Below are 22,109 nucleotides of genomic sequence, written 5' to 3'. Positions count from 1 at the left end.
TCTCCCTGTAATTCTTCACGACATGCTCAATGTGTTTTGGAAAACCAATCCTTAAACTCCTGCACACGTGCCTTGCTTACCAGCACTTTTTCATCCGATACCTTACAACGAAGATTAATAGACAGACGGTTGTTGAACCATAAATCAATATCCTTGATAGCCTCACGGGAAATCAGAAATTGCCGGTTGACACGGAAGAACAGGGATGGATCGATACACTCTGTTATTTCATCCAGTGTTTGTGGAAATGTATATTCCTTACCATCGGCAAGAACCACCTTCACTTTGCAGTCCTGAATATAAAACAGCAGAATCATATCCACCGAAACCGGTAGCAACTTGTCACCCTTCGCCGGAATGAGAAAATGCGTTTTATAACTTTCCTGCTTTTTCAGCGAATGAATTAATTGCAACAAAGCATTGTCAGGGGATTTCCCTTGTTCCGAACCATGCAACTGCTCCAACTTATGGAAAGCCTTCTCAATATCACTCTTTCCAATAGGCTTCAACAAATAATCCACACTGTTCACTTTGAACGCACGAAGAGCATATTCATCATAGGCCGTAGTGAAAACAATAGGGCAGGTAATATCTACATGATCGAAGATTTCAAAGGCTGATCCGTCAGCTAAATGAATATCCATAAAGAGCATATCCGGCATAGAATGTACGGCAAACCAATCCAACACAGCTGCAATACTGTCCAAAACAGCCTCTACTTCCACTTCCGGCTTCACTTCCTGTAACAAAGCTTTCAGGTTGCGAACTGCCGCTTTCTCATCTTCTATAATAATTACTTTCATGAAACACTCGGTATTAAAGGAATACGTATGGTAAACTGCTCGTTCTCGCTGATTTGTATCTCCCGCTTGTAAAGCAAATAATAGCGTTTTGCAAGATTTGCCAGTCCTATGCCAGTTCCGGTAGTAACAGTCAGTTTAGGCTGCACCGGATTGGTAACGATTAATTCTTCCCCTTCGGTATAAATACGGATATTCAATGGATGCCTGTCGCTTATTTCATTATGTTTCACTGCATTCTCTATCAGCATCTGGACTGCCATAGGAGGCAAATAATAATTGGCATATTTATTATCAATACAAATATCAAAAGAGAGATTATCTTCAAAACGCATCTTCAACAAAAAGATATAAGCCGACACAAATTCTATTTCATCCTTCACACACACACTTTTCGAATCATTTCCCTGCAAGGTGTAGCGCAAAACACGGGAAAGTTCCTGAATGTATTCCTGTGCTTTATCCTGGTCTTCGCGTACCAGTGACCGGAGAGTATTCAGAGAGTTAAAAAGCATGTGCGGATTCAATTGATTCTTCAAAGCCTCATACTGGTTCAGGATGTTCTCGGCCTGCAATTGTTGGTTTTCTATAACGACTTCCTGCTGGCGCCGGATAAGGTAGGATATATAGCAACTTCCCGATACGGTACAGGTTATTATAAAATCACGCAGAGGATGCAGATAATGATGTACCATGGCATCAATGGCCGGAATATCGAAAGTGTGATGCAGGAATACAAAACATTTCCCTAACAAACTGCTTAAAATCCAAGTCAGTATCAATGACAATATCATCTTCTGCCAGGTAATTTTTACAGCCGGCTGGTTAAAGTGGAACAGCAAAATGTTCACCTCAAACAGAATCACAAGAGAGATGAAAGTGAAAAACACTTCACTTGCCACATCAGCAGGCCTCATGCCCGGAAACAGTGTCTGGCTCTCGAAGACATCAAAGAGAGAAACCAATTCCGGAAAATGAATCAATGTTGCCACGGAAATGGAAACGATGAGTATGAACAGAGTATACCGGTTTTTCATGCTTGCAGTATTTTACATACAAAGATACATTTTATTCCATCACATCCTTATTTTTTCAAAGATAAGGAACCTTATTGTTCAGCCGAAGCCTGCTCTTTCATAATCCTTGCTGTGACGTACATACCGGGACGGAATTGATTGTCCACAGTATCTACCCTGGCATAGACTTCAACAGAGCGTGTATCTTCATCCACTTTCTGCCCGATAGATATCAAAGTAGCCTTAAATACTGTTTTTCCCATTCCGTTTACACGAAATTGTACCGGATTTCCCACTTTCATATCTGCCAGATCCTTTTCATAGGTTGTCAATCTGAGTAAAGTCCGACTTTTATCTACTATTTCACAAAGGGCATCTCCTACATTCATATATTTACCGACATTCATTTTTACATCTGCCACATAGCCACTGATCGGAGCTTTAATCTGCAAAAAAGGTTGAATACCCTCCTTCAGCAAGACTTCAGGTTCCACTTCCAGTAATTTCAACTGTGCAGCTGCCGCCTCCACACGGCTTTTCATTGAAAGGTAATCTGCCTTGCTTTGCTGAAGTTTCTTTTGGGAGGCTGCTTGTTCGGCAGAAAGAGCTTGCTGGCGAAGGTATTCCGCTTCCAGAAATTCAGTCTGTGCATGACTGTCCAGATATGTCTGTTGTAAAGTTATAAAGTCGGGATTTTCCAGAGTAGCCAATACACTCCCTTGCCGTACAGGTTCACCGGACAACAAAGAAGTACTTTTAATAACCCCACCCATCGTAAGCGAAACCGTCGCCATCCGTTGTGGAGGAATAACCATTGTACCGTTAAATGATACCTGATTGGGTTTAGAAGTAGCTGAAGTGATAACATCTACCTGAATGCTATCTGTCACGTTTTCTGCTACGGCAACAGCAGTAGCCTCTTCTGCCGGTTGTACTTCTTTGTTCTCGCCGCATGCTGTCAGCACCAGCAGAATTAAGGGGAAAGTTATCTTTTTCATCGTCATCATTCTATTTAAAAAGTTCGTATTCAAGGGCTGCTATATTGTATTGATATACCGTTTCGAGGTATCCGCGACGAATGTCACGCGCCACATTAACGGCTTGTATAAATTCAGTTATATTAGTTTCGCTATGTTGCAACTGCAGGTTGGCCACCTTCAACAGTTCATCCGCTTCTTTCAATGCCGATGTTGTATAATAGCGCAGACTTTCAGACTGGCGGCGCAAACTGGCAACAGCTTCCGAAACTTTGTTATATAGATTCTGTGTATTAGCCTCAGCTTCAGTTCTTGCTATGACGGCAGCCACTTTCGCTTGCTTTATCTTGCTATGCCGCGGCAAGAAATAAACCGGAAAGGAAACTCCAACCATCCACGAATTCAATCCTTTCAGTGGAAGTATATCCTGACGTACGTAACCGAAGGAAAGTTCAGGGAAAAATCGGCTTCGCTCCACATTCAATTGTGCTTTAGCCTCATTAGCCTGACTCTGAAAATAATTCAGATGGACTTCCGAAAAAGACGGCACCTGATAATCTACCGGAAATTGTACCAATGCCGTATCTGCCGGAATCAATGGCCGGTCTGCATAACAGACCCAATTCAGGCGTGACAAAGCCAGTTTTTCCTCTTCTTGTGCCTGAAAAAGGCGATTCTTCATATCCACAGCCATACTGGTGGTCATGTTTTTCTCCAGCAAAGTTATTTCTCCCTGCTGATAACGCAACTCACCCATACGCTGTAATTGCCCGGCCAATTTGTTCTGGTCACTGTATAAGGCACGAAGATTGCAAGCATACAGATAATATGCCCATGCCCGCTTCACTTCCGCCACCACTTCTTTTTCAGCGATCTGCCGGTAGAAAGTCCCCGTTTCAACCTGCCTGTTCACCAAAGCATTCTTATAAAAAGGAGTCAACAAAGAGCCTAAGCCTTGGGTTACTTCCCACTGCTTGTCTTTTCTAAGTTCACCATTCAGTTGTCCCCATGAATAGTTCATCTCGGTAGGAGACAATTCCAAAACTTCTCCCCTGCCCGCCTTTACCTGGCGGATTGCCGCAGAAGCTATTTTCAAACGGGGATGGTTCTGCTTTGCCAGTTCTATAGCCTGCTCCATCGTCACTTTCTCCTGAGCTTTCGCCGTAAAGGGCAACATAACAGCCAACAACAGAAAGAAGAACAAGAACTTTTTCGCAGAGAAACGGTGTTTCCATACCACTGTATAGCTTACAATCTGATAGAAAACAGGAATAATAAGCAGTGTCAATACAGTAGATACAATCAGCCCGCCAATAACTACAGTAGCCAACGGACGCTGCACTTCGGCGCCGGCCGAGGTGGCAATGGCCATAGGAACAAATCCCAAGGAAGCAACCAGTCCTGTCAAGAAAACAGGCCGCAACAAATGAGCGGTTCCACGGGCAATCACCCGTCTGGTAGAAAGAGCATACATAGTTTCTTTTCTTATATCATTAAAGTGATTAATCATTAAAATACCATTGAGAACCGCTACACCAAAGAGGGCAATGAAGCCTACTCCCGCCGAAATGCTGAATGGAAGACCGCGTAGCCATAGTGCCAGAATACCGCCAATCAATGAAAGAGGCACGGTAGAGAACACCACCAATGTATAAGTAACATTCTTGAAAGCGAAAAACAATAGTAACAGAATCAGCATCAGAGCTACCGGTACAACAACCAGCAAAGTGTTGATGGCATTCTGCAAATTCTCAAATTGTCCGCCATATTCGAAATAATATCCGGGCTTTAATTGAATATTCTTGTCCAGCGTCTTCTGTATATCCTGCACCACCTGCTGAATATCCGCTCCACGCACATTGACCCCGATTACAATACGACGTTTGGTTGCATCCCGGTTAATCTGTAACGGACCATTCACCAAATCAATGGTAGCTACCTCACTGACCGGTATCTGAATGCCTTCATTGGAACGGACAAAGAGTTTATCCAGATTCAAATCAGCCACTTTATCCTGATCCAGACGAACCACCAAGTCAAAGCGACGCTCATTTTCAAAGACTACTCCACTAGCCTCTCCGGCATAGGCTGTACGAATAATAGTATTCAATTCTTCTATATTGATACCATAGCGGGCAATCTTTCCACGATTATACTTTACTACCAACTGAGGCAACCCCATTGTCTGTTCTACAATCACATCCGATGCCCCAGGTACCTTTTCTACAAAAGCAGCAGCTTCTTTTGCCTTCTGATAGAGTTCATGTGCATCTTCTCCATAAAGTTTAACAGCAATATCTGCTTTGGCTCCTGTCATCAACTCATTAAAACGAAGTTGAATAGGTTGGGAGAAATTAAACTCTGCACGGTTAGCTAACGGTTCAAGAGCCTCTTTCATCTTCTCTACCATTTCGGCACGACTGGCAGCACTGGTCCACTCCTTAAAAGGCTTCATGACAATCATTACGTCGGCATCTTCCACTGCCATCGGGTCTGTCGGAACTTCCGCCGTACCTATTTTGGCTACCACATGTTTTATTTCCGGGAGTTTATCCATCAGGAGTTTCTCCGCTTCATTGGATACTTCGATGCTTTCGCTCAACGAACTGCCGGCCGGAAGCGTCATCTGCATGGCAAAATCCCCTTCATCCAACGTAGGAATAAACTCCGCTCCCAGACGGGTGAAAAGAAAGAGAGAAATAACCAGAGCCACAAACGCAGTTGCAACAGTTTGCCACTTAAAGCGTAAGCAAAATGACAAGGCACGGGCATAGAGTTTATTCAGTGCTTCAAAGAATTTATCAGCAAAAGTCGGTTTTGTCACAATATGATGGTTCAGGAACAGGGAAGCCATCATCGGAACGTAAGTCAATGATAAGAACAGAGCACCGATAATGCAAAATACCAAGGTTTTAGCCATCGGTGTGAAATACTTCCCTTCTATTCCTGTCAACGTCAGTATAGGAAAAAAGACGATCAGAATGATGAATACAGCAAATGTCGCAGACCGTACCACACTCGAAGCACCTTTCTCTACTTCCGCATCCATTTCTTTTGCCGATAAAGTACGTCCTTTAAACTTCTTACTGTAAATATGCGCCAATATACCTTCCAATATAACAATGGAGCCATCGACAACAATACCGAAATCTATCGCCCCCAAGCTCATAAGGTTGGCAGAAACATTAAAGATACGCATCAGAATGAATGCAAACAACATTGCTAATGGAATGACGGAAGCCACAATCAGTCCAGCACGTACATTGCCCAGAAAAACAATCAATACCAGAAATACGATGATCGCGCCTTCTATCAGATTGTAGATAACAGTAGAAATGTTGCGGTTCACTAATTCAGAGCGGTTCAGATAAGGCTCGATAGTAACACCTTCCGGCAATATCTTCTGTATCTTTTCCACCCTTTTCTCCAGTTCTCCGGTTACGACATTGGCATTGGCTCCTTTCAGCATCATGGCAATGCCACCCACACATTCGCCCTTGCCGTCCATTGTCATGGCTCCGAAACGTTTGGGTGCTCCGAAGCGTACTGTACCAATGTCACTGATACGGATAGGAATACCATTACGATTAGCTACTACTATCTGTTCCACATCTTTAATGCGGCTTATCATTCCTTCGGAACGAATATAATAAGCACGATTTACTTTCTCGATATAGCTGCCACCCGTATTCTGATTATTCTTATTTAAAGCTTCGAACACCTCTCCGATGGTGATATTGAGAGAGAAAAGTACATCCGGATCAACCGCTACTTCATATTGTTTCAGATAGCCTCCGAAACTGTTTATCTCAACAATTCCTGGAATACCTGACAATTGCCGTTTCACAATCCAATCCTGAATGGTACGAAGCTCCATAGCATCATATTTATCTTCATAATCCGGCTCCACTTTCAATACATATTGGTATATCTCGCCCAGCCCGGTGGTGATAGGCATCATTTCGGGCATACCCAACTCGGAAGGAATCTCACCAGCCACACTCTGTATTTGCTCGTTCACCAGCTGGCGGGCATCCAGAGTAGGTACACTCTCTTTAAAGACTACCGTCACCACCGACAGCCCGAAACGGGAGACGGAACGGATTTCAGTGACATTCATGATATTGCTCATGGCGATTTCCACGGGCATTGTGATAAGTTGCTCCACCTCTTGTGGAGCCAAAGTTGGTGACACGGTTACAATCTGTACCTGATTGTTTGTAATATCCGGAACAGCATCTATAGGAAGTGTCAACATGGAATAAATTCCACCAATCAAAAGAAACAAAGTGGTAAGCCCCACAAAAAGCTTCTTCTTTACTGAGAATCGAAGGATAGCGTCGAACATGTTTTATACTTTTGGTTTTTGCACAAAAGTAAACTATCCGAATTATACACAGAGTGACTATATGCTGAACCGGCTATTTTAGCTATTCAACCGTCGATATCAGTCATTGAAGTGAAACTAGCGATTTACAGCTTATCCCCAAACAGAAAATCTTTCTTCCTCCTATATGCCCATATCAATGCAAGTATCGTAATACAAAGGTTAAAGATAAATGGAAACTCCTGCGAACGTACATGAAACAATGATTGGAAGAAATCTACAATAAACGGACAAAGCAGCACAGCCAGGTAGTTCATTGCCATCACAAAAGCCAGTGCCAGCGTGGTTTTCTGGGGAACAGCCGTATCCACCGTTTTATCATAAATCAACGGTTGGATAACCCCATAGCCCAATCCTACCAGTATGCAGCCCGGTATGATCAGCCATTCTTTGGGGGAAATCCATATCAGTGCCAACCCCAGTGCAATACACAGCAGACTGTAAAACTTCGTCTTTTCCTTCAGATACTTTACAACATGCCCCAGAAAGAAACCGGGTGCCATGATAGCAAGGAAGAAGAGGGAAATCATCATCCCCGAGTTCCCACTGGAAAAGTGATGTGCCTCCATCAGGAACGGAAGGTTGAACGTCACGATCAATACGATATAAGTGGTAAGCCCGTAGAAAAGCATCAGTTGCAGCAGATGACGGACATGAATACCATACTTACCGGGGATAGCGGGAGCAGCCGTTTCTACCGATGAAGAAGTATCGGCAGGAGATTTATCCGATGACGTTACTTGTGCTTCACCACCCATATTTTCGTCTTTCAGATGGATAGTGAGTATGATGGCTACCAAAGGTAGTAAATAGACCAGGAAAGGCAGATGCCAATTCACTTCTGCCAGATAGCCGGTAACAGCGGTTGCCACCACCAGCGTAACATTTGTAATGGCGGAACTGTATCCAAACTGCTTTACCCGATAGGTTCCTGTAAAATAACGGGATATCAATCCGGTAGAAAGCGGAATAATCAGTCCCGCACCAATTCCCAGCAGGGCGCTGACAGCTATTAATTGCCACATTTTTGTGGAAAACAGGTACAGCACCCCGCTCGCGGCGAACATCCAGAGCCCCGCGCGTAACAGACGGACAAAGTCGCGTTTCTCAGCCAACTTGCCCGCCAACAAAATAAAAGGTATAATCAATAACGACGGTAAAGAACTAAGCATCTGAATATCCAGTTCCGAAGCATCCGGAAAAATAGTGGAAAGCTGTCCCAAAATAGGAGAAACAGCCAATCCCGGCAAAGAGGTCAATGCAGAAATAGACCAGATGCCGATCAATGTAATAAGAGGAATGGTTCCCCGGCCGGTATTGATTTTCATATACACATATATATTTATAGGGTTTGAAATAGTGCAAGAGAAACAATTATGGTTATAGAAAGTTCAAATAGCTCTGTAGCTCGTAACTGTTGTAGCCCGTAACTGTTTAATAAACGCCAAAATATGTAAAACGTCGGAACTTTCCTCTGCAAACGCCGTTGTTCTGGGAAATTCGACGGGGAAAATCCTCGCCGCCTAAACCTAAACTAAAACAATTAGTAAAATGGAAGATGTAAATTTCAGAAAAGGTGATGCCAAAACAGAAGTGTTTGGATCAAACAGAATGTTGCAACCCTCTCCGGTAGAGAAGATCCCTGACGGACCTACTACTCCCGAGATTGCTTATCAGATGGTAAAAGACGAAACTTTCGCTCAAACTCAACCCCGTCTGAATCTGGCTACATTCGTTACCACTTATATGGACGACTATGCCACCAAGCTGATGAACGAGGCGATCAACATCAACTACATTGACGAAACGGAATATCCCCGTATCGCCGTGATGAACGGAAAATGTATCAACATCGTAGCAAACTTGTGGAACTCTCCTGAAAAGGATACTTGGAAAACAGGTGCGCTGGCCATTGGTTCAAGTGAAGCATGTATGTTGGGTGGCGTGGCAGCTTGGCTGCGTTGGCGCAAGAAACGCCAGGCTCAAGGCAAACCGTTCGATAAACCTAATTTCGTTATCTCAACCGGTTTCCAGGTAGTATGGGAAAAGTTCGCCCAGCTCTGGCAGATTGAAATGCGTGAAGTGCCTTTGACCCTTGACAAGACTACTCTTGATCCGGAAGAAGCATTGAAGATGTGTGATGAAAACACCATTTGTATCGTACCTATTCAGGGTGTGACATGGACCGGACTGAACGATGACGTAGAAGCACTGGACAAAGCTCTCGATGCTTACAACGCCAAGACCGGTTACGATATTCCTATCCATGTAGATGCTGCCAGTGGTGGTTTCATCCTGCCGTTCCTCTATCCTGAAACGAAATGGGACTTCCGTTTGAAGTGGGTTCTTTCTATCAGTGTCAGCGGACATAAATTCGGTCTCGTTTATCCGGGTCTGGGTTGGGTTTGCTGGAAAGGCAAAGAATATCTGCCCGAAGAAATGTCATTCAGCGTAAACTACCTCGGTGCTAACATTACTCAGGTCGGCTTGAACTTCTCCCGTCCTGCTGCTCAAATCCTGGGCCAGTACTACCAATTCATTCGCTTAGGATTCCAGGGATACAAAGAAGTGCAGTATAATTCGCTGACCATTGCGAAGTATATCCATGATGAAATCGCCAAGATGGAACCGTTCGTCAACTATTCAGAAGAAGTGGTGAACCCGTTGTTCATCTGGTACATGAAACCGGAGTACGCCAAGAATGCTAAATGGACGTTGTACGACCTTCAAGATAAACTGTCGCAACATGGTTGGATGGTACCGGCTTATACCCTGCCTTCTAAACTGGACGACTACGTCGTAATGCGTGTAGTAGTACGCCAGGGCTTCAGCCGCGACATGGCAGACATGTTGCTGGGCGACATCAAGAATGCTATCACTGAACTGGAGAAATTGGATTATCCTACTCCTACCCGCATGGCTCAGGAAAAGAACTTGCCGGTAGAAGCTAAAGTGTTCAATCACGGTTGTAAAGCTCACAAAGCAGCGAAATAATTAAGGGAACCAATCAACAAGGGGACAAGCCAACTCGTCCCCTTGTCAATTCTAAAAAGAAAACTTATGGATAAAAAGATTTCAATCTCTCAACTAAAAGAGGTTGCCCAGGAAGCCTATGAACAGGTAAAGGGTAACACCGGGGGAAAAAATGCCGATTACATCCCCTACCTTGCCAACATCGACAAGAATCTGTTCGGCATCAGCATCTGTCTGATGAACGGACAAACCATTAATATAGGTGACACTGACTACCGTTTCGGTATAGAATCTGTTTCCAAAGTACATACAGCCATCCTTATCCTCCGTCAATACGGAGCACAGAAGGTACTGGATATGATTGGTGCAGATGCTACAGGATTACCTTTCAACTCAATCATCGCCATTTTGCTAGAGAATGATCACCCTTCTACACCATTGGTAAATGCGGGTGCCATCTCAGCATGTTCCATGGTTGAACCTGTGGGTAATTCGGATAAGAAATGGGAAGCTATCGTTCAGAATATTACTGATTTGTGCGGTTCAACTCCACAATTGATTGATGAGCTGTATAAGTCGGAAACGGCTACGAACTTCAACAACCGCTCTATTGCATGGTTACTGAAGAACTACAACCGTATCTACGATAATCCGGATATGGCACTCGACCTGTACACTCGTCAATGTTCATTAGGTATCACTGCCGGACAACTGGCGATTGCTGCCGGAACCATCGCCAACAGTGGTGTAAACCCTGTCACCAAGAAAGAAGTGTTTGAAGCTTCATTAGCTCCGAAGATTACTTCCATGATTTCTACCGTAGGTTTCTACGAACATTCAGGTGACTGGATGTACACTGCCGGTATACCTGCCAAGAGCGGTGTAGGTGGTGGAGTTATGTCTGTACTGCCCGGTGTATTCGGCGCAGCAGCATTTGCACCTCCTTTGGACGAAGCAGGGAATTCTGTTAAATCACAACTCGCCATCAAGTATATCATGAACAAATTGGGTTTGGGCGTGTTCAATGGTGACCGTGTGACTATTGTAGAATAAGACAATCTCTCTTTTTCATAAATAAAAGGCGTCGTCAGTCCGGAGAGGATAGGCGGCGCTTGTACTTTTCTTTTGTCTTGAGACAAAAGAAAAGATACCAAAAGAAAAACTCAAGGCTGCACTTCCGGTGCTACTCCGGTACTGCCATCCGCAGACGGGGCTCGAACTCGCTTCGCTCAAACAGATCGCCCCTTACCTGCGTCTGACAGCACCTACGCCTACGTACCTACAGTGAGGTCGGGAGACCATGCGGCGTAAAGTAAGTCACTTCCTATTATGGAAATTCTGTTTACCCCAAATGGTAACTTTGTTAACCCCACACAGTAACTCCATTTACATGCCGAGGTAAAGGTCGTTACATACCGAGGTAAAGAGCGTTACAATAAGTGGTAAAGGTCGTTACATACGGCAGTAAATGCTTTTACATTAGGCAGTAAACAATCGGTAAATATTATCTGTTGATTATCAACAAACTAACAAAACCTCATCAGTAATCTATCTCATTTCCGTACAAACACAAACTCCTACCACCGCGCAGCCCTCCGGCATAGGCGCAGGTGCGTAAGCGTAGGCACTGTCAGGCGCAGGTAAGGGGCGATCTGTTTGAGCGAAGCGAGTTCGAGCCCCGTCTGCGAATGGCAGTGTCGGAGTAGCACCGGAGACGTAGCCGGGGTCCCTTTCTTTTTGGTATCTTTTTCTTTCGGGACAAGCCGAAAGAAAAAGTACACACACACAACATTACTTTATATCCCCTCCCTGCAACTCCTTATAATACTCTTGTTTCTTCTGGTTCCTCCTCTGCACCAGACTCGTCACATACACCGTAAATATCGGAAACATCATCATCCCCAATGCTGCCAGCAGAACTGACAGTACACGCCCCGTCACCGTCACAGCAATAATATTGGAACCAACAGTCGTTACATCCATAAACGCCCACCACAAGGCATCCCCATAGCCTGTAACCAATGTATTCACCCCATGCTCCATAACATAAAAAGCCAGACTGGAGAAATAAACCGTAGCAAGCAAAGTCGTCAGGTAGGTAACAAACAGACCAGATGCCTTATTATACGTCAACCACCCCACCACAATGGCCAATGCATAACCACCGCGCACTAAAGGAATAAAACGCAATAGGTAAGTGATTTCTTCGGAAAACGTCCATCCGGCCCAGGAAATAATGCTCTGGTAAGGGATAGCTACCAGAAGAAAAACGAAGTGAGTGGCAAAATAACGTCCTTTATGCTTTGCTAAAAACCACTCCAGAATGAAGTCCAGCAAAAACAATACGCACACCGCAAACTGAACCTTCATAAATACCGTCTGAGTATAGAAAGGAATACCCTTGAATGTATCTACTGAAATACTAACCACTAAAAACAACGAAAGTAACAGAATCACAATGTGTAAGACACCATAAATTCCCTTCTCTCGTAATGCAAATTCTGAAAGAGCCATTTTCATAATAATACCTATTATTTATTCTGATTTAATATATTACTGATTTCTGTCTGATTGCCCTAAAACGTCTTGCACAAGACATTTGTTTAAGTGTTAATTTACCAACTTTCACTTTATCCCCGAAAACAACTCTACCGGGTCGTTGTTATAGAGACTGATTTTAAAACATATTTTTCACCTAAAACCTTAACTTATGGCAAATATTAAACAAACAGTGAAGCTGGGTGTGTTCACCCTCGCAATCATGAATGTAACAGCAGTAGTATCCCTACGTGGACTACCTGCCGAGGCCGTGTACGGAATGAGTTCGGCCTTTTACTATTTATTTGCAGCTATCGTATTCCTTATACCGACATCACTTGTCGCTGCGGAATTGGCTGCGATGTTCCAGGACAAACAAGGTGGTGTGTTCCGCTGGGTAGGCGAAGCCTACGGTAAGCGGCTCGGTTTCCTTGCCATCTGGGTGCAATGGATTGAAAGTACCATCTGGTACCCCACCGTATTGACATTCGGTGCCGTATCCATCGCCTTCATCGGAATGAACGACGCGCACGATATGTCGTTGGCAAGTAACAAGTACTACACACTCGCCGTAGTGCTCATCATCTATTGGCTCGCCACTTTCATCTCATTGAAAGGTATGGGATGGGTAGGTAAAGTTGCCAAAGTCGGTGGTATGGTTGGTACCATTATCCCGGCAGCCTTGCTGATTATCCTAGGTATCATTTATCTGGCTACAGGCGGACACTCCAATTTGGACTTCCACAGCAGCTTCTTCCCCGATCTGACGAACTTCGACAACGTCGTACTCGCCGCAAGTATCTTCCTCTTTTATGCCGGTATGGAAATGGGCGGTATCCACGTTAAGGATATAGAAAATCCCTCCAAGAATTATCCGAAAGCAGTATTTATCGGTGCAGCTATCACAGTTATCATTTTCGTGCTGGGTACTTTCGCACTGGGTGTTATCATTCCGGCCAAAGACATCAGTCTGACACAAAGCTTGCTGGTTGGTTTCGACAATTACTTCAAGTACATCCATGCTTCCTGGTTATCACCGATCATCGCTATCGCTCTTGCATTCGGTGTGCTGGCAGGTGTATTGACTTGGGTTGCCGGTCCGTCCAAAGGTATTTTTGCCGTAGGTAAGGCAGGTTACATGCCCCCGTTCTTCCAGAAGACAAACAAACTGGGTGTACAGAAGAACATCCTGTTCGTACAAGGTGGTGCTGTAACAGTATTGAGCCTCTTGTTCGTAGTAATGCCTTCCGTACAGAGTTTCTATCAGATCCTGTCACAGTTGACAGTAGTTCTTTACCTTATCATGTATATGTTGATGTTTACAGGAGCTATCGTATTGCGTTACAAGATGAAGAAGTTGAACCGTCCGTTCCGTATCGGTAAGGGTGGTAACGGTTTGATGTGGTTCATCGGCGGACTCGGTTTCTGTGGTTCTCTGTTGGCATTCATCCTGAGCTTTATCCCGCCCAGTCAGATTTCAACGGGTAGCAATACAGTTTGGTTCTCCGTATTGATTATCGGTGCCATTGTTGTAGTGGCAGCTCCGTTCATCATTTACGCTTGCAAGAAACCGACTTGGGTTGATCCGAACACTAACTTTGAGCCCTTCCATTGGGAAGAACAACCAAAAGTTGCAGCAAGCACAACAAGCACAGCTACGGCAACACCAACTGCAAATCCTACCGTAAATCCAACTAGTACAACAAATAATTCCGGTACACCTAAATCATAGGGGCGTAATCGGAAAACATAAAAATGGGACTGTACAGATTGACGTACAGCCCCATTTTTTATTTTGGACGGTAAGAAAGTGGTTTGTTTGGGACGCATTTCGTCGTCTCATATAGCTAAATTCTTATTCCTTTAGCGCATCCCACGCTCTTCTATATCCTTCCGTCAGTTCCTGCATCACCTCAGCAACCGTCTCTATCTGTTTACCGTAAAGCAGTGCAGAGGCCTGGCCAATCTCCAGTTCTCCCTCTTCCAGGTCTCCATAGAAAATCCCTTTCTTGGCACGTCCATGAGCCAGAAGAATACGAAGTTCATCTTGTGTAGCCCCCACGGCTTCGGCTGCCTCTACAGCGTCACGGAAATTATTCCGCACCAAACGTACCGGAGCAAGCTTCTTCAACAGTAGCCGGGTATCCCCCTCCTGCAAACGCAAACAATATTCCTTGAAATATTCATGAGCTGAACTTTCCTGAGTCAATGCAAAACGCGTACCTATTTGTACTCCTTCTGCTCCCAACACCCGTGCAGCAAGCATAGCCTCACCCGTAGCAATTCCTCCAGCAGCAATCAATGGTAAGGTAGTAGCGGCACGCACGGCAGGTATCAGGCACAAAGTGGTAGTCTCTTCCCTTCCGTTATGCCCGCCGGCCTCGAAGCCTTCAGCAACAACAGCATCCACACCCGCCTCTTCGGCTTTCATCGCAAAGCGGGAAGAACTGACCACATGCACCACTGTCACTCCCCGCTCTTTCAGCCATCCCGTCCATTTGGCAGGGCTTCCGGCGGAAGTGAAAACTATATTGACTCCTTCCTCTACCACTATCTGCATGATTTCTTCAATCTGCGGATACATCAATGGAATATTGACTCCAAAAGGATTATGTGTAGCAGCATGGCATTTACTGATATGCTCACGTAACATTTCAGGATGCATAGAACCTGCTCCAAGCAAGCCCAATCCACCCGCATTACTTACTGCCGACGCCAAGCGCCAGCCACTGCACCAAACCATACCACCTTGGATTATTGGATATTGAATTCCGAAAAGGGAAGTAATTCTGTTCATAGTTTTTCCGTTTAGGGATTATTAGGAAGAAACAAGAAAAATGTATGAAAGGTTCGGAAGAAAAGACGAATTGTAATAAAAAACACAGCCAAAAATATGAATTTACAACATAGGTATCGCCAGATGTACAAATTATACAAATCCTAATTTTTAATCGCCTTGACAGGCTCTTTAATCAACACTGTAGTCGAGTCCCCGTATGCACGGAGCACTTCCAGAGTACGGGCACGGCGCTTACGTCCTTTGACATTCCAGAATTCTTTTGTAAAAGGTGTCATAAAATCACCGGAGAATCCCGAACCGCCACTGGCACCCTGCCAGCTACCCACGGCCATATTATTTGCACGTTCCGTCACTCGATAACGCAATCCGGTTGCTTCTATCTCATCTATGCTTTTACGGATACCCTTTTCTAAAGGAGTCTTCGCCCAATCAGAATAAATACGAAGCATTTTAAGTTCGTAAAAAGGATCTCCTCTCCACGTGTTCTTATCTATTTTAATTTTCTTCTGATACACCGGATCCCAGTTATACTTCGTATTTGCTGTATATGGACGCAAGGTAAGAATAACTTTCTTCTTCGGTGTATTTGGTATTTCGGGAAGTGTTGTATTGAAATCCAGCCATTGTCTTTCCAGCGACATCTGTTGTTTGCCCAGAGGCTCCTGTACTCCCATTTCTTTCAGTACTTCCGGATTCAGCTTAATCTCTCCTTCTCCGTCCAATAGACGGCGCAATCGCAGAGAGTCCTGAGGTGTCCAGTTCTGGGCGCAAACGGGAAGGACTACTACTAAAAGCAGTCCGATTATAGTGCAATATATTCTCATTTATTTATTTTCTTACCACCACATATATCCGCTTCCACAAAGCGGTTCATCATAACAAGGATCTATGGTCCACATCGTACGAGGGTATTTGCGGTTTTCCCACCAGCGGCGATAACGGGCAGAAGCATCCAAAACTTCATCATCCGACAAGAAGTAAATGCCTTCATAATTCTCTGCATCCGCATGTACCATTTTGCATCCCATCGAAGCATTCTGCCCCAGACGGATTGTTTCTACTGTCCACAAGATACATTCACCTAAACGAAGCTTACCACCTGCGGAATAAGAAACCGGAGCCAGCGGAAAAGAAGGAATTACCGTCAAATCTTCGGCATACTTCAACAAGTCCCCTATGTCATCAACAGTAAACCGAGGGATAGTGTTCAGCCCTTCCGGACTTTCAACAGAATATTTTCCGGCCTTCAGTTGCTTAACGAATAAATCCACGTCAGGATTATTGTAGTCCAACGTCTCTTCCGTGCATGACACAAAAGAAAGAGAAAAGAAGAATATCAAAATGGCCATTACGGCACGTATATTAGAAATTGCTTTCATTGTTGCATTGTATTAAGGTTAATATGTCATACGAACACCGCAAAGTAGATTAAGGTTCGTTGGACGTTCCGTTCGCAGCATTTTTGTTTGCGAATCCGTATCAAAATGATGAGATACCGTAGGCTCTGCAAACAGAGCAATCCGATCGTTCAACTTATAACGGACTCCCAGACCTGCCGCAACGGAAAGTTGTACAGGCTCTGCTTCAAAACCATTGTCCCTGGCTCCGGATATGCATTTCTCGGCAGCACCACCCAATGTAGCGTAAAAATCTACTCTAGAGTTGCTTGCCAGTATTGCATTCAGTTTCACCGGAACAGCCAGTGTATGTATCGTATGATCTCCGTCAAGACGGTTGTATTGCAAACCTGCCTCCAGAGAAAAATGTTTGCTCAAACGACGCTCGGCAGAAACTCCTGCGGTGAACGGCATTCCGAAATCTCCCTTTGGCAACGATGTACCTATGCCTGCTTTGAAAGCCCATTTTTTAGCAGAACCACCCGCATTGGTAACGGGGAGTACTTTATCGGAATCTGAGCCAAATTCTGTATTGGAATTTGTAGCAGTAGGATCAGTAGTTGTGGCACGATGATTATTTTCATTCCTTGATGAAGCTGTTTGACCATACATTCCATTACCTTGGTGGTGATTGCCATATACGCGTTGGGAAATTGTAATGGAAACAGTAACAGATACAGTCTCTTCATCATCACCATTCGCAACAAGTATGGTACCGGATGACGCTGGTGCCAGATGTTTATGTCCCGGAGTCTGCGCTGTAGGTTTAGGCTCATGAATAGAGGGGAATTTTTCCTGTACCACATCTCCGTTCAGGTTACCTTCCGGTGTCAGCGTAGCCACCTTGGTGAATGCTTCCTGAATCTCATCTTTCGGAGAGAAATACCAGAATGCAGCGGAAGCAGCTCCAAGCACTAATACTACAGAAGCAGCCGCAGCCACCCGGTAGAAGCGTGGAGTAAGGACGGAACGTTTCTGCTTCTGTCCGAAAGCAACAGCTGCAGAAGTATTGGTTGCATCGGTTTCAACTCTTGACAGGTCGCTTTTCAGCTCCTCCCAAAAGCCATCCCGCACCGTCATCTCTGCACCAGAGAGGCGATTACGGAACAAACCGGTTATTTCATCATTTCCTTTCATACTCTGTATATTCTTTAATTCTTTTTGCTAACAAATTCTTGGCGCGATGCAGTTGCGAAGTGGATGAATGTACCTTAATCCCAAGCATTTCCGCTATTTCCTTGTGTGATTTCTCTTCAAACACATACAAGTTGAAAACGGTTCGGCATCCATCAGGTAATTCTGCCACAAATGCCATCAACTGCTGTTCAGAGAGGCGGCTACCGCTATCTGCTATACTTGCTTCGTCGGGTATGTCAGGCAATTGTTCTTCGTTTACCACCAGTTGGGTGATACGCTTCTGCTTTCGCAGATAATCTATTGCCTGTGTCACCATTACTCTTGTTACCCACGTTGCCAACGCACATTCGCCCCGGAAAGTGAAATGGGTAAAGATCTTGATGAACCCATCGTGCAATACGTCATGAGCGGCATCTTCATCGCCCGTATAGCGGTAGCATACCGCAAGCATCTGCTTGGAATAAAGGGTATACAGCTCCTTACGTGCGGAATCCTTTCCTGCCCGGCAGCCCTCTATCAGTTCTATTTCATTTTCCAATGTCAGTGCTATTTTTTACGGACGCCTCTTCGCGTCGTTTGTTAGTTAGACGCAGCTTTCCGTAGAATGCTGCAATGTAATATCTAAAAAGAAGTTAAAGAACGGAGATTATTTATATTTTGCTTTCAAAGTCTGTATCTGCTTGTCAAGCATTTCATCCAGTGCATCAAACTCACTCCAATCTAAGATACCGGGAACCATAACGACGAAGTTAATAAAATTATCATGTTCCAAAAGATAGGAGACTTCATCCTTAAAAGTGCGGTCATCACTCAAGATATTCTTTCTTCCCGCAGACAAGGCAAGCCCCATCAGCACATCGGTCTTTATCTTATAATAATCACCCACATCTTTCTTTTTCCTTCCCAACTCAAAATAGACCTGCATCACATCCTGCAACATACGTTTCTCAGGGATATACTGCATTAATGAGGAACCTTTCAACACGTCCAATGCATCGGTTCTATAAGAGAACTCATCAAAATTATTAAAAAGCTTGCCATACTTCCATAAAGTATCTCCAGGTATCTTAGATACATCCATATTGTGGTTCGACAACACAGTGCTCATGTGTACATCAATATCCAGCAACCGCTTTATTTTACGCAATTCCTCCTTATTGTACTCCAGTTCTTCCGCTACCAGTTGCATCGTCGCTCGCACTTCTTTCTGCCTACTGTGCTCCGCTATCTTGTCACTTCCCCAGAAAGTAACAATGATACCTGCCGCCACAATGCTGAACTGACGAAAATAGTCTCCCAGTTCCCAGCTTTTGAGCACGTTCTTTATCTTATCCCAACCGTTCTGTCCCATAACTCTGATTATTCTAAATGATATTTTTCTTCAATAGCCTGTATTGCCCTATCAATTCTTTTCCCTACACGCTCTATATAGTCGGGAGTAAAATATCTATGAGCAACCCTAACAAAGTTTCGCACCGATATATTCGAAAGGTAGATGTCCCATGCCTCATATCCCCCCTCATACAAACAATGCATCTGTTCATCGGTCAGTGTAAGATTGAAAGGTGTCATAACCTGGTCTTTCATATCATAATAGCCGTTCATAGTCGCCTTAAACCCATCCAATACTTCATAAATCTCAGTCAACTGCAACAGCAATTCTTTATCCGAAATTTTCTGCATCAACATGGAACTTTTAAGTATATCCAGTGCATTCTGGGTATAAGTGAAACTACGTATATGCCCCATTAGAAGGGCAAACTGCCTCAACGAATCTTCAGGTATGATACGAATCTTCAAGTCGTGCTCTGCCAATAAGGCAGAAAGACGTTCGTCTTCCTGAAACTCAGCCACAATATCTTCATATTTCTCCCGGTTACTTTTCAGTTCTTCCTTAATCAGCAACATGGTGGCCCGGATATCCTTCTTCTCCGAATTTCGGGTTACCAAATCACTGCCCATAAAGGTAATCAGCACACCAATCACGACAATGGATATTTGTCGTACGTAGTCTCCCAGCTTCCATCCTTTGACTATCGTTTTTACTCTTTTCCAATCTATCTTTTCCATATCTTCCGAATGCATCATCTATTCACTTGAAACGCATCATCTGTTTGACCTCAACAAACCATGCGTTCACCCCTAACAGACCGCCTGTTTCTCAGTGTTCCGTAATATACTGATTATTAATAGAAAAGCCTCTCATAAAGATTGCAATATGATGGCAAACTTATGAGAGGCTTCCCTTTTTATTCCCTAATACGACCTTCCGCCTTTGTCAACATGCTTTAAAACTCATATCCAATCCTTTTACAGAATGGGTCAGAGCACCTACAGAGATAAAGTCTACACCACATTCGGCATAATCGCGCAGCGTATCAAAAGTGATACCACCCGAAGACTCGGTTTCATAACGACCGCCTACCATATCCACAGCCTTCTTTGTCATTTCAGGCGTGAAGTTATCAAACATGATACGGTCTATGCCACCAAGATCAAGCACTTGTTGCAACTCATCGAAGTTACGTACTTCAATCTCTATCTTGAGGTCTTTACCTTTTTCCTTGCAATATTCTTTAGCACGATTGATAGCCTTGTCGATGCCTCCGGCAAAATCCACGTGATTGTCTTTCAGCAAAATCATGTCGAACAATCCGATACGATGATTTACACCACCGCCAATCTTCACAGCCATTTTCTCAAGGATACGCATACCGGGAGTAGTCTTACGGGTATCGAGCACACGTGTATTCGTACCTTTCAGTTTCTCTGCATATTTATGCGTCATGGTAGCAATACCACTCATGCGTTGCATAATGTTCAGCATCAGGCGTTCTGTCTGCAACAAAGATTGCACCTTGCCTTCCACTATCATTGCTATATCGCCCGGCTTCACCTCAGCCCCATCATTGATGAAGACTTCTACCTTCATAGTAGGGTCGAAACGACGAAACACTTCTTTGGCAACTTCGATACCAGCCAGAATGCCCGGCTCTTTAATCAAAAGTTTGGATTTACCCATCGCCGTAGCGGGGATGCACGAAAGGGTTGTATGGTCTCCGTCACCTATATCTTCTGCAAAGGCGAGGTCTATCAACCTGTCAATCAGTTCTTCTTCCTTATTCATTCGTTTTATCTATTCTTATTTGATGTATAACATATTTGTTTTGTACTTTTCTAAAGAAACAATTCACCCGAAAGTTTCCATTTGCGGTCCCCAAAGTACCGATGATGAAACTTGATTCATCCCTCTTTCCTTCGTGATTCACATTGAAGCTACTGACTTTGTTCTCGGCAAAAAAATTAGCCATTGCTCTTTCTGCAGTTCGCTTGTCAGCATTGGTCGTACGATTGTGGATAATCAGATCCACCTTATCACCCAGATACCCGTTTAGTTCCTGAGAGTTTCCCTTTTTGAAGGCCGTAACCACCCCCACAGGTACGTCTTGAGCAAAGATCAAGGATACCCATAAGAAGAGGCTGGTCAACAATAAAACTACTCGTTTTTTCATAATCACAAGTATTAATGATACGCAAAGGTAAGCATTTATTGTAAAATACAATAAAAAAGCACTAATTTTGTGCACGAATCAGAATGTAAGCAACATGAAAACAACTTTGCTCGTCGTAGGAAGAACCGTAGAACAACACTTTATAACTGCCATCAATGACTATGTGCAGCGTACCAAACGCTACCTGTCTTTCGAAATGGAAGTTATCCCGGAATTGAAGAATACCAAGAGCCTTTCCATGGAAGTGCAGAAAGAAAAAGAGGGTGAATTGATATGTAAGGCATTCCAACCGGGTGATGTGATTGTATTGCTGGATGAAGGGGGAAAAGAAATGCGCTCCATAGAGTTTGCAGACTATATGAAGCGCAAGATGAATACCGTAAATAAACGGCTTATATTTGTCATCGGCGGACCGTATGGTTTCTCACAAAAAGTATATCAGGCGGCACATGAGAAAATGTCCCTTTCTAAAATGACGTTCTCGCATCAGATGGTGCGGCTGATTTTCGTGGAACAGTTGTACCGGGCCATGAATATACTCAACGGCGGCCCTTATCACCACGAATAACTGT

19 protein-coding genes are annotated in these 22,109 nt (G+C 44.1%); 4 read left to right on the top strand and 15 right to left on the bottom strand.

Translation table 11 applies throughout. The features are described from left to right. Positions 1 to 26 precede the first annotated feature (26 nt). From DW182_RS13360 to DW182_RS13340, 5 genes are all read right to left on the bottom strand, one after another. The gene (locus DW182_RS13360) at positions 27 to 803 is read right to left on the bottom strand and encodes a LytTR family DNA-binding domain-containing protein (RefSeq protein ID WP_118295832.1); all 777 of its coding nucleotides are present in this window, start codon (positions 801 to 803) and stop codon (positions 27 to 29) included. Beyond that, positions 800 to 1,837: a sensor histidine kinase gene (locus tag DW182_RS13355; protein WP_021967069.1), complete on the bottom strand. Its 1,038-nt coding sequence runs from the start codon at positions 1,835 to 1,837 to the stop codon at positions 800 to 802. Before DW182_RS13355 ends, DW182_RS13360 begins: the two co-directional genes overlap by 4 nt. A 71-nt stretch (positions 1,838 to 1,908) precedes the next feature. After that, complete coding sequence (locus DW182_RS13350) at positions 1,909 to 2,814, bottom strand: efflux RND transporter periplasmic adaptor subunit (protein ID WP_118295839.1); 906 nt, start codon at positions 2,812 to 2,814, stop codon at positions 1,909 to 1,911. 10 nt (positions 2,815 to 2,824) lie between these two features. Beyond that, on the bottom strand, positions 2,825 to 7,141 hold the full coding sequence (locus DW182_RS13345) for a CusA/CzcA family heavy metal efflux RND transporter (protein ID WP_118295831.1): 4,317 nt from the start codon (positions 7,139 to 7,141) through the stop codon (positions 2,825 to 2,827). Between the two features lie 125 nt (positions 7,142 to 7,266). Then, the gene (locus DW182_RS13340) at positions 7,267 to 8,508 is read right to left on the bottom strand and encodes an MFS transporter (protein WP_007664808.1); all 1,242 of its coding nucleotides are present in this window, start codon (positions 8,506 to 8,508) and stop codon (positions 7,267 to 7,269) included. Positions 8,509 to 8,731: 223 nt separating this feature from the next. Here DW182_RS13340 and DW182_RS13335 point away from each other — a divergent pair, with 223 nt between their 5' ends. Both DW182_RS13335 and glsA read left to right on the top strand, forming a co-directional pair. Next, entirely contained in the window at positions 8,732 to 10,174 is a 1,443-nt protein-coding gene (locus DW182_RS13335; RefSeq protein ID WP_007209677.1) for a glutamate decarboxylase, read from the top strand. A gap of 66 nt (positions 10,175 to 10,240) precedes the next feature. After that, positions 10,241 to 11,206 (top strand): glutaminase A, encoded by a 966-nt coding sequence (gene glsA / locus DW182_RS13330; RefSeq protein ID WP_118295830.1) that lies wholly within the window; start codon positions 10,241 to 10,243, stop codon positions 11,204 to 11,206. Positions 11,207 to 11,944: 738 nt separating this feature from the next. On the opposite strand, the gene DW182_RS13325 is transcribed toward glsA, so the two are convergent. Continuing rightward, positions 11,945 to 12,673 carry a potassium channel family protein gene (locus DW182_RS13325; RefSeq protein WP_073314342.1) on the bottom strand — a complete coding sequence of 243 codons (729 nt, stop codon included), beginning with the start codon at positions 12,671 to 12,673 and terminating at the stop codon, positions 11,945 to 11,947. Between the two features lie 190 nt (positions 12,674 to 12,863). On the opposite strand from DW182_RS13325, the gene gadC reads away from it, so the two are divergent. After that, positions 12,864 to 14,423 (top strand): putative glutamine/gamma-aminobutyrate antiporter GadC, encoded by a 1,560-nt coding sequence (gene gadC / locus DW182_RS13320; protein WP_021967523.1) that lies wholly within the window; start codon positions 12,864 to 12,866, stop codon positions 14,421 to 14,423. Positions 14,424 to 14,546: 123 nt separating this feature from the next. Here the strand turns inward: gadC and DW182_RS13315 are convergent, their stop codons facing one another. The 9 genes from DW182_RS13315 to DW182_RS13275 form a co-directional block, all read right to left on the bottom strand. Further along, entirely contained in the window at positions 14,547 to 15,488 is a 942-nt protein-coding gene (locus tag DW182_RS13315) for a nitronate monooxygenase family protein (RefSeq protein WP_007664820.1), read from the bottom strand. 143 nt (positions 15,489 to 15,631) lie between these two features. Next, positions 15,632 to 16,315 carry a DUF4858 domain-containing protein gene (locus DW182_RS13310; RefSeq protein WP_007664821.1) on the bottom strand — a complete coding sequence of 228 codons (684 nt, stop codon included), beginning with the start codon at positions 16,313 to 16,315 and terminating at the stop codon, positions 15,632 to 15,634. A 12-nt stretch (positions 16,316 to 16,327) separates the two neighbouring features. Further along, complete coding sequence (locus tag DW182_RS13305) at positions 16,328 to 16,870, bottom strand: DUF4943 family protein (protein ID WP_007664823.1); 543 nt, start codon at positions 16,868 to 16,870, stop codon at positions 16,328 to 16,330. An 18-nt stretch (positions 16,871 to 16,888) separates the two neighbouring features. Next, positions 16,889 to 18,025 carry an outer membrane beta-barrel protein gene (locus DW182_RS13300; protein ID WP_118295829.1) on the bottom strand — a complete coding sequence of 379 codons (1,137 nt, stop codon included), beginning with the start codon at positions 18,023 to 18,025 and terminating at the stop codon, positions 16,889 to 16,891. Continuing rightward, positions 18,012 to 18,563, bottom strand: coding sequence for an RNA polymerase sigma factor (locus tag DW182_RS13295; protein WP_007209685.1), 552 nt, complete (start codon positions 18,561 to 18,563; stop codon positions 18,012 to 18,014). The genes DW182_RS13300 and DW182_RS13295 overlap by 14 nt, the downstream gene beginning before the upstream one ends. 108 nt (positions 18,564 to 18,671) lie before the next feature. Continuing rightward, the gene (locus tag DW182_RS13290; RefSeq protein WP_007664825.1) at positions 18,672 to 19,376 is read right to left on the bottom strand and encodes a hypothetical protein; all 705 of its coding nucleotides are present in this window, start codon (positions 19,374 to 19,376) and stop codon (positions 18,672 to 18,674) included. Between the two features lie 8 nt (positions 19,377 to 19,384). After that, positions 19,385 to 20,095, bottom strand: coding sequence for a hypothetical protein (locus DW182_RS13285; protein ID WP_118295838.1), 711 nt, complete (start codon positions 20,093 to 20,095; stop codon positions 19,385 to 19,387). 208 nt (positions 20,096 to 20,303) lie between these two features. After that, positions 20,304 to 21,152 carry a carboxylating nicotinate-nucleotide diphosphorylase gene (nadC, locus tag DW182_RS13280; protein WP_007664827.1) on the bottom strand — a complete coding sequence of 283 codons (849 nt, stop codon included), beginning with the start codon at positions 21,150 to 21,152 and terminating at the stop codon, positions 20,304 to 20,306. After that, on the bottom strand, positions 21,145 to 21,537 hold the full coding sequence (locus DW182_RS13275) for a DUF4783 domain-containing protein (protein ID WP_117707743.1): 393 nt from the start codon (positions 21,535 to 21,537) through the stop codon (positions 21,145 to 21,147). Before DW182_RS13275 ends, nadC begins: the two co-directional genes overlap by 8 nt. Before the next feature lie 94 nt (positions 21,538 to 21,631). Here DW182_RS13275 and rlmH point away from each other — a divergent pair, with 94 nt between their 5' ends. Next, positions 21,632 to 22,105 carry a 23S rRNA (pseudouridine(1915)-N(3))-methyltransferase RlmH gene (gene rlmH / locus DW182_RS13270; RefSeq protein ID WP_117707783.1) on the top strand — a complete coding sequence of 158 codons (474 nt, stop codon included), beginning with the start codon at positions 21,632 to 21,634 and terminating at the stop codon, positions 22,103 to 22,105. The last annotated feature ends 4 nt before the right edge of the window (positions 22,106 to 22,109 follow it).

The sequence above is a fragment of the Bacteroides sp. AM16-24 genome (genome assembly GCF_003471885.1).
In the GTDB taxonomy this organism is placed as follows: Bacteria; Bacteroidota; Bacteroidia; order Bacteroidales; family Bacteroidaceae; genus Bacteroides.
This window is presented reverse-complemented; position numbering and strand designations above follow the sequence as displayed.

Coding starts and splice junctions, on each gene's coding strand:
- DW182_RS13360 (WP_118295832.1), bottom strand. CDS start 803: ATGAAAGTAATTATTATAGAAGATGAGAAAGCGGCAGTTCGCAACCTG.
- DW182_RS13355 (WP_021967069.1), bottom strand. CDS start 1,837: ATGAAAAACCGGTATACTCTGTTCATACTCATCGTTTCCATTTCCGTG.
- DW182_RS13350 (WP_118295839.1), bottom strand. CDS start 2,814: ATGAAAAAGATAACTTTCCCCTTAATTCTGCTGGTGCTGACAGCATGC.
- DW182_RS13345 (WP_118295831.1), bottom strand. CDS start 7,141: ATGTTCGACGCTATCCTTCGATTCTCAGTAAAGAAGAAGCTTTTTGTG.
- DW182_RS13340 (WP_007664808.1), bottom strand. CDS start 8,508: ATGAAAATCAATACCGGCCGGGGAACCATTCCTCTTATTACATTGATC.
- DW182_RS13335 (WP_007209677.1), top strand. CDS start 8,732: ATGGAAGATGTAAATTTCAGAAAAGGTGATGCCAAAACAGAAGTGTTT.
- glsA (WP_118295830.1), top strand. CDS start 10,241: ATGGATAAAAAGATTTCAATCTCTCAACTAAAAGAGGTTGCCCAGGAA.
- DW182_RS13325 (WP_073314342.1), bottom strand. CDS start 12,673: ATGAAAATGGCTCTTTCAGAATTTGCATTACGAGAGAAGGGAATTTAT.
- gadC (WP_021967523.1), top strand. CDS start 12,864: ATGGCAAATATTAAACAAACAGTGAAGCTGGGTGTGTTCACCCTCGCA.
- DW182_RS13315 (WP_007664820.1), bottom strand. CDS start 15,488: ATGAACAGAATTACTTCCCTTTTCGGAATTCAATATCCAATAATCCAA.
- DW182_RS13310 (WP_007664821.1), bottom strand. CDS start 16,315: ATGAGAATATATTGCACTATAATCGGACTGCTTTTAGTAGTAGTCCTT.
- DW182_RS13305 (WP_007664823.1), bottom strand. CDS start 16,870: ATGAAAGCAATTTCTAATATACGTGCCGTAATGGCCATTTTGATATTC.
- DW182_RS13300 (WP_118295829.1), bottom strand. CDS start 18,025: ATGAAAGGAAATGATGAAATAACCGGTTTGTTCCGTAATCGCCTCTCT.
- DW182_RS13290 (WP_007664825.1), bottom strand. CDS start 19,376: ATGGGACAGAACGGTTGGGATAAGATAAAGAACGTGCTCAAAAGCTGG.
- DW182_RS13285 (WP_118295838.1), bottom strand. CDS start 20,095: ATGGAAAAGATAGATTGGAAAAGAGTAAAAACGATAGTCAAAGGATGG.
- nadC (WP_007664827.1), bottom strand. CDS start 21,152: ATGAATAAGGAAGAAGAACTGATTGACAGGTTGATAGACCTCGCCTTT.
- DW182_RS13275 (WP_117707743.1), bottom strand. CDS start 21,537: ATGAAAAAACGAGTAGTTTTATTGTTGACCAGCCTCTTCTTATGGGTA.
- rlmH (WP_117707783.1), top strand. CDS start 21,632: ATGAAAACAACTTTGCTCGTCGTAGGAAGAACCGTAGAACAACACTTT.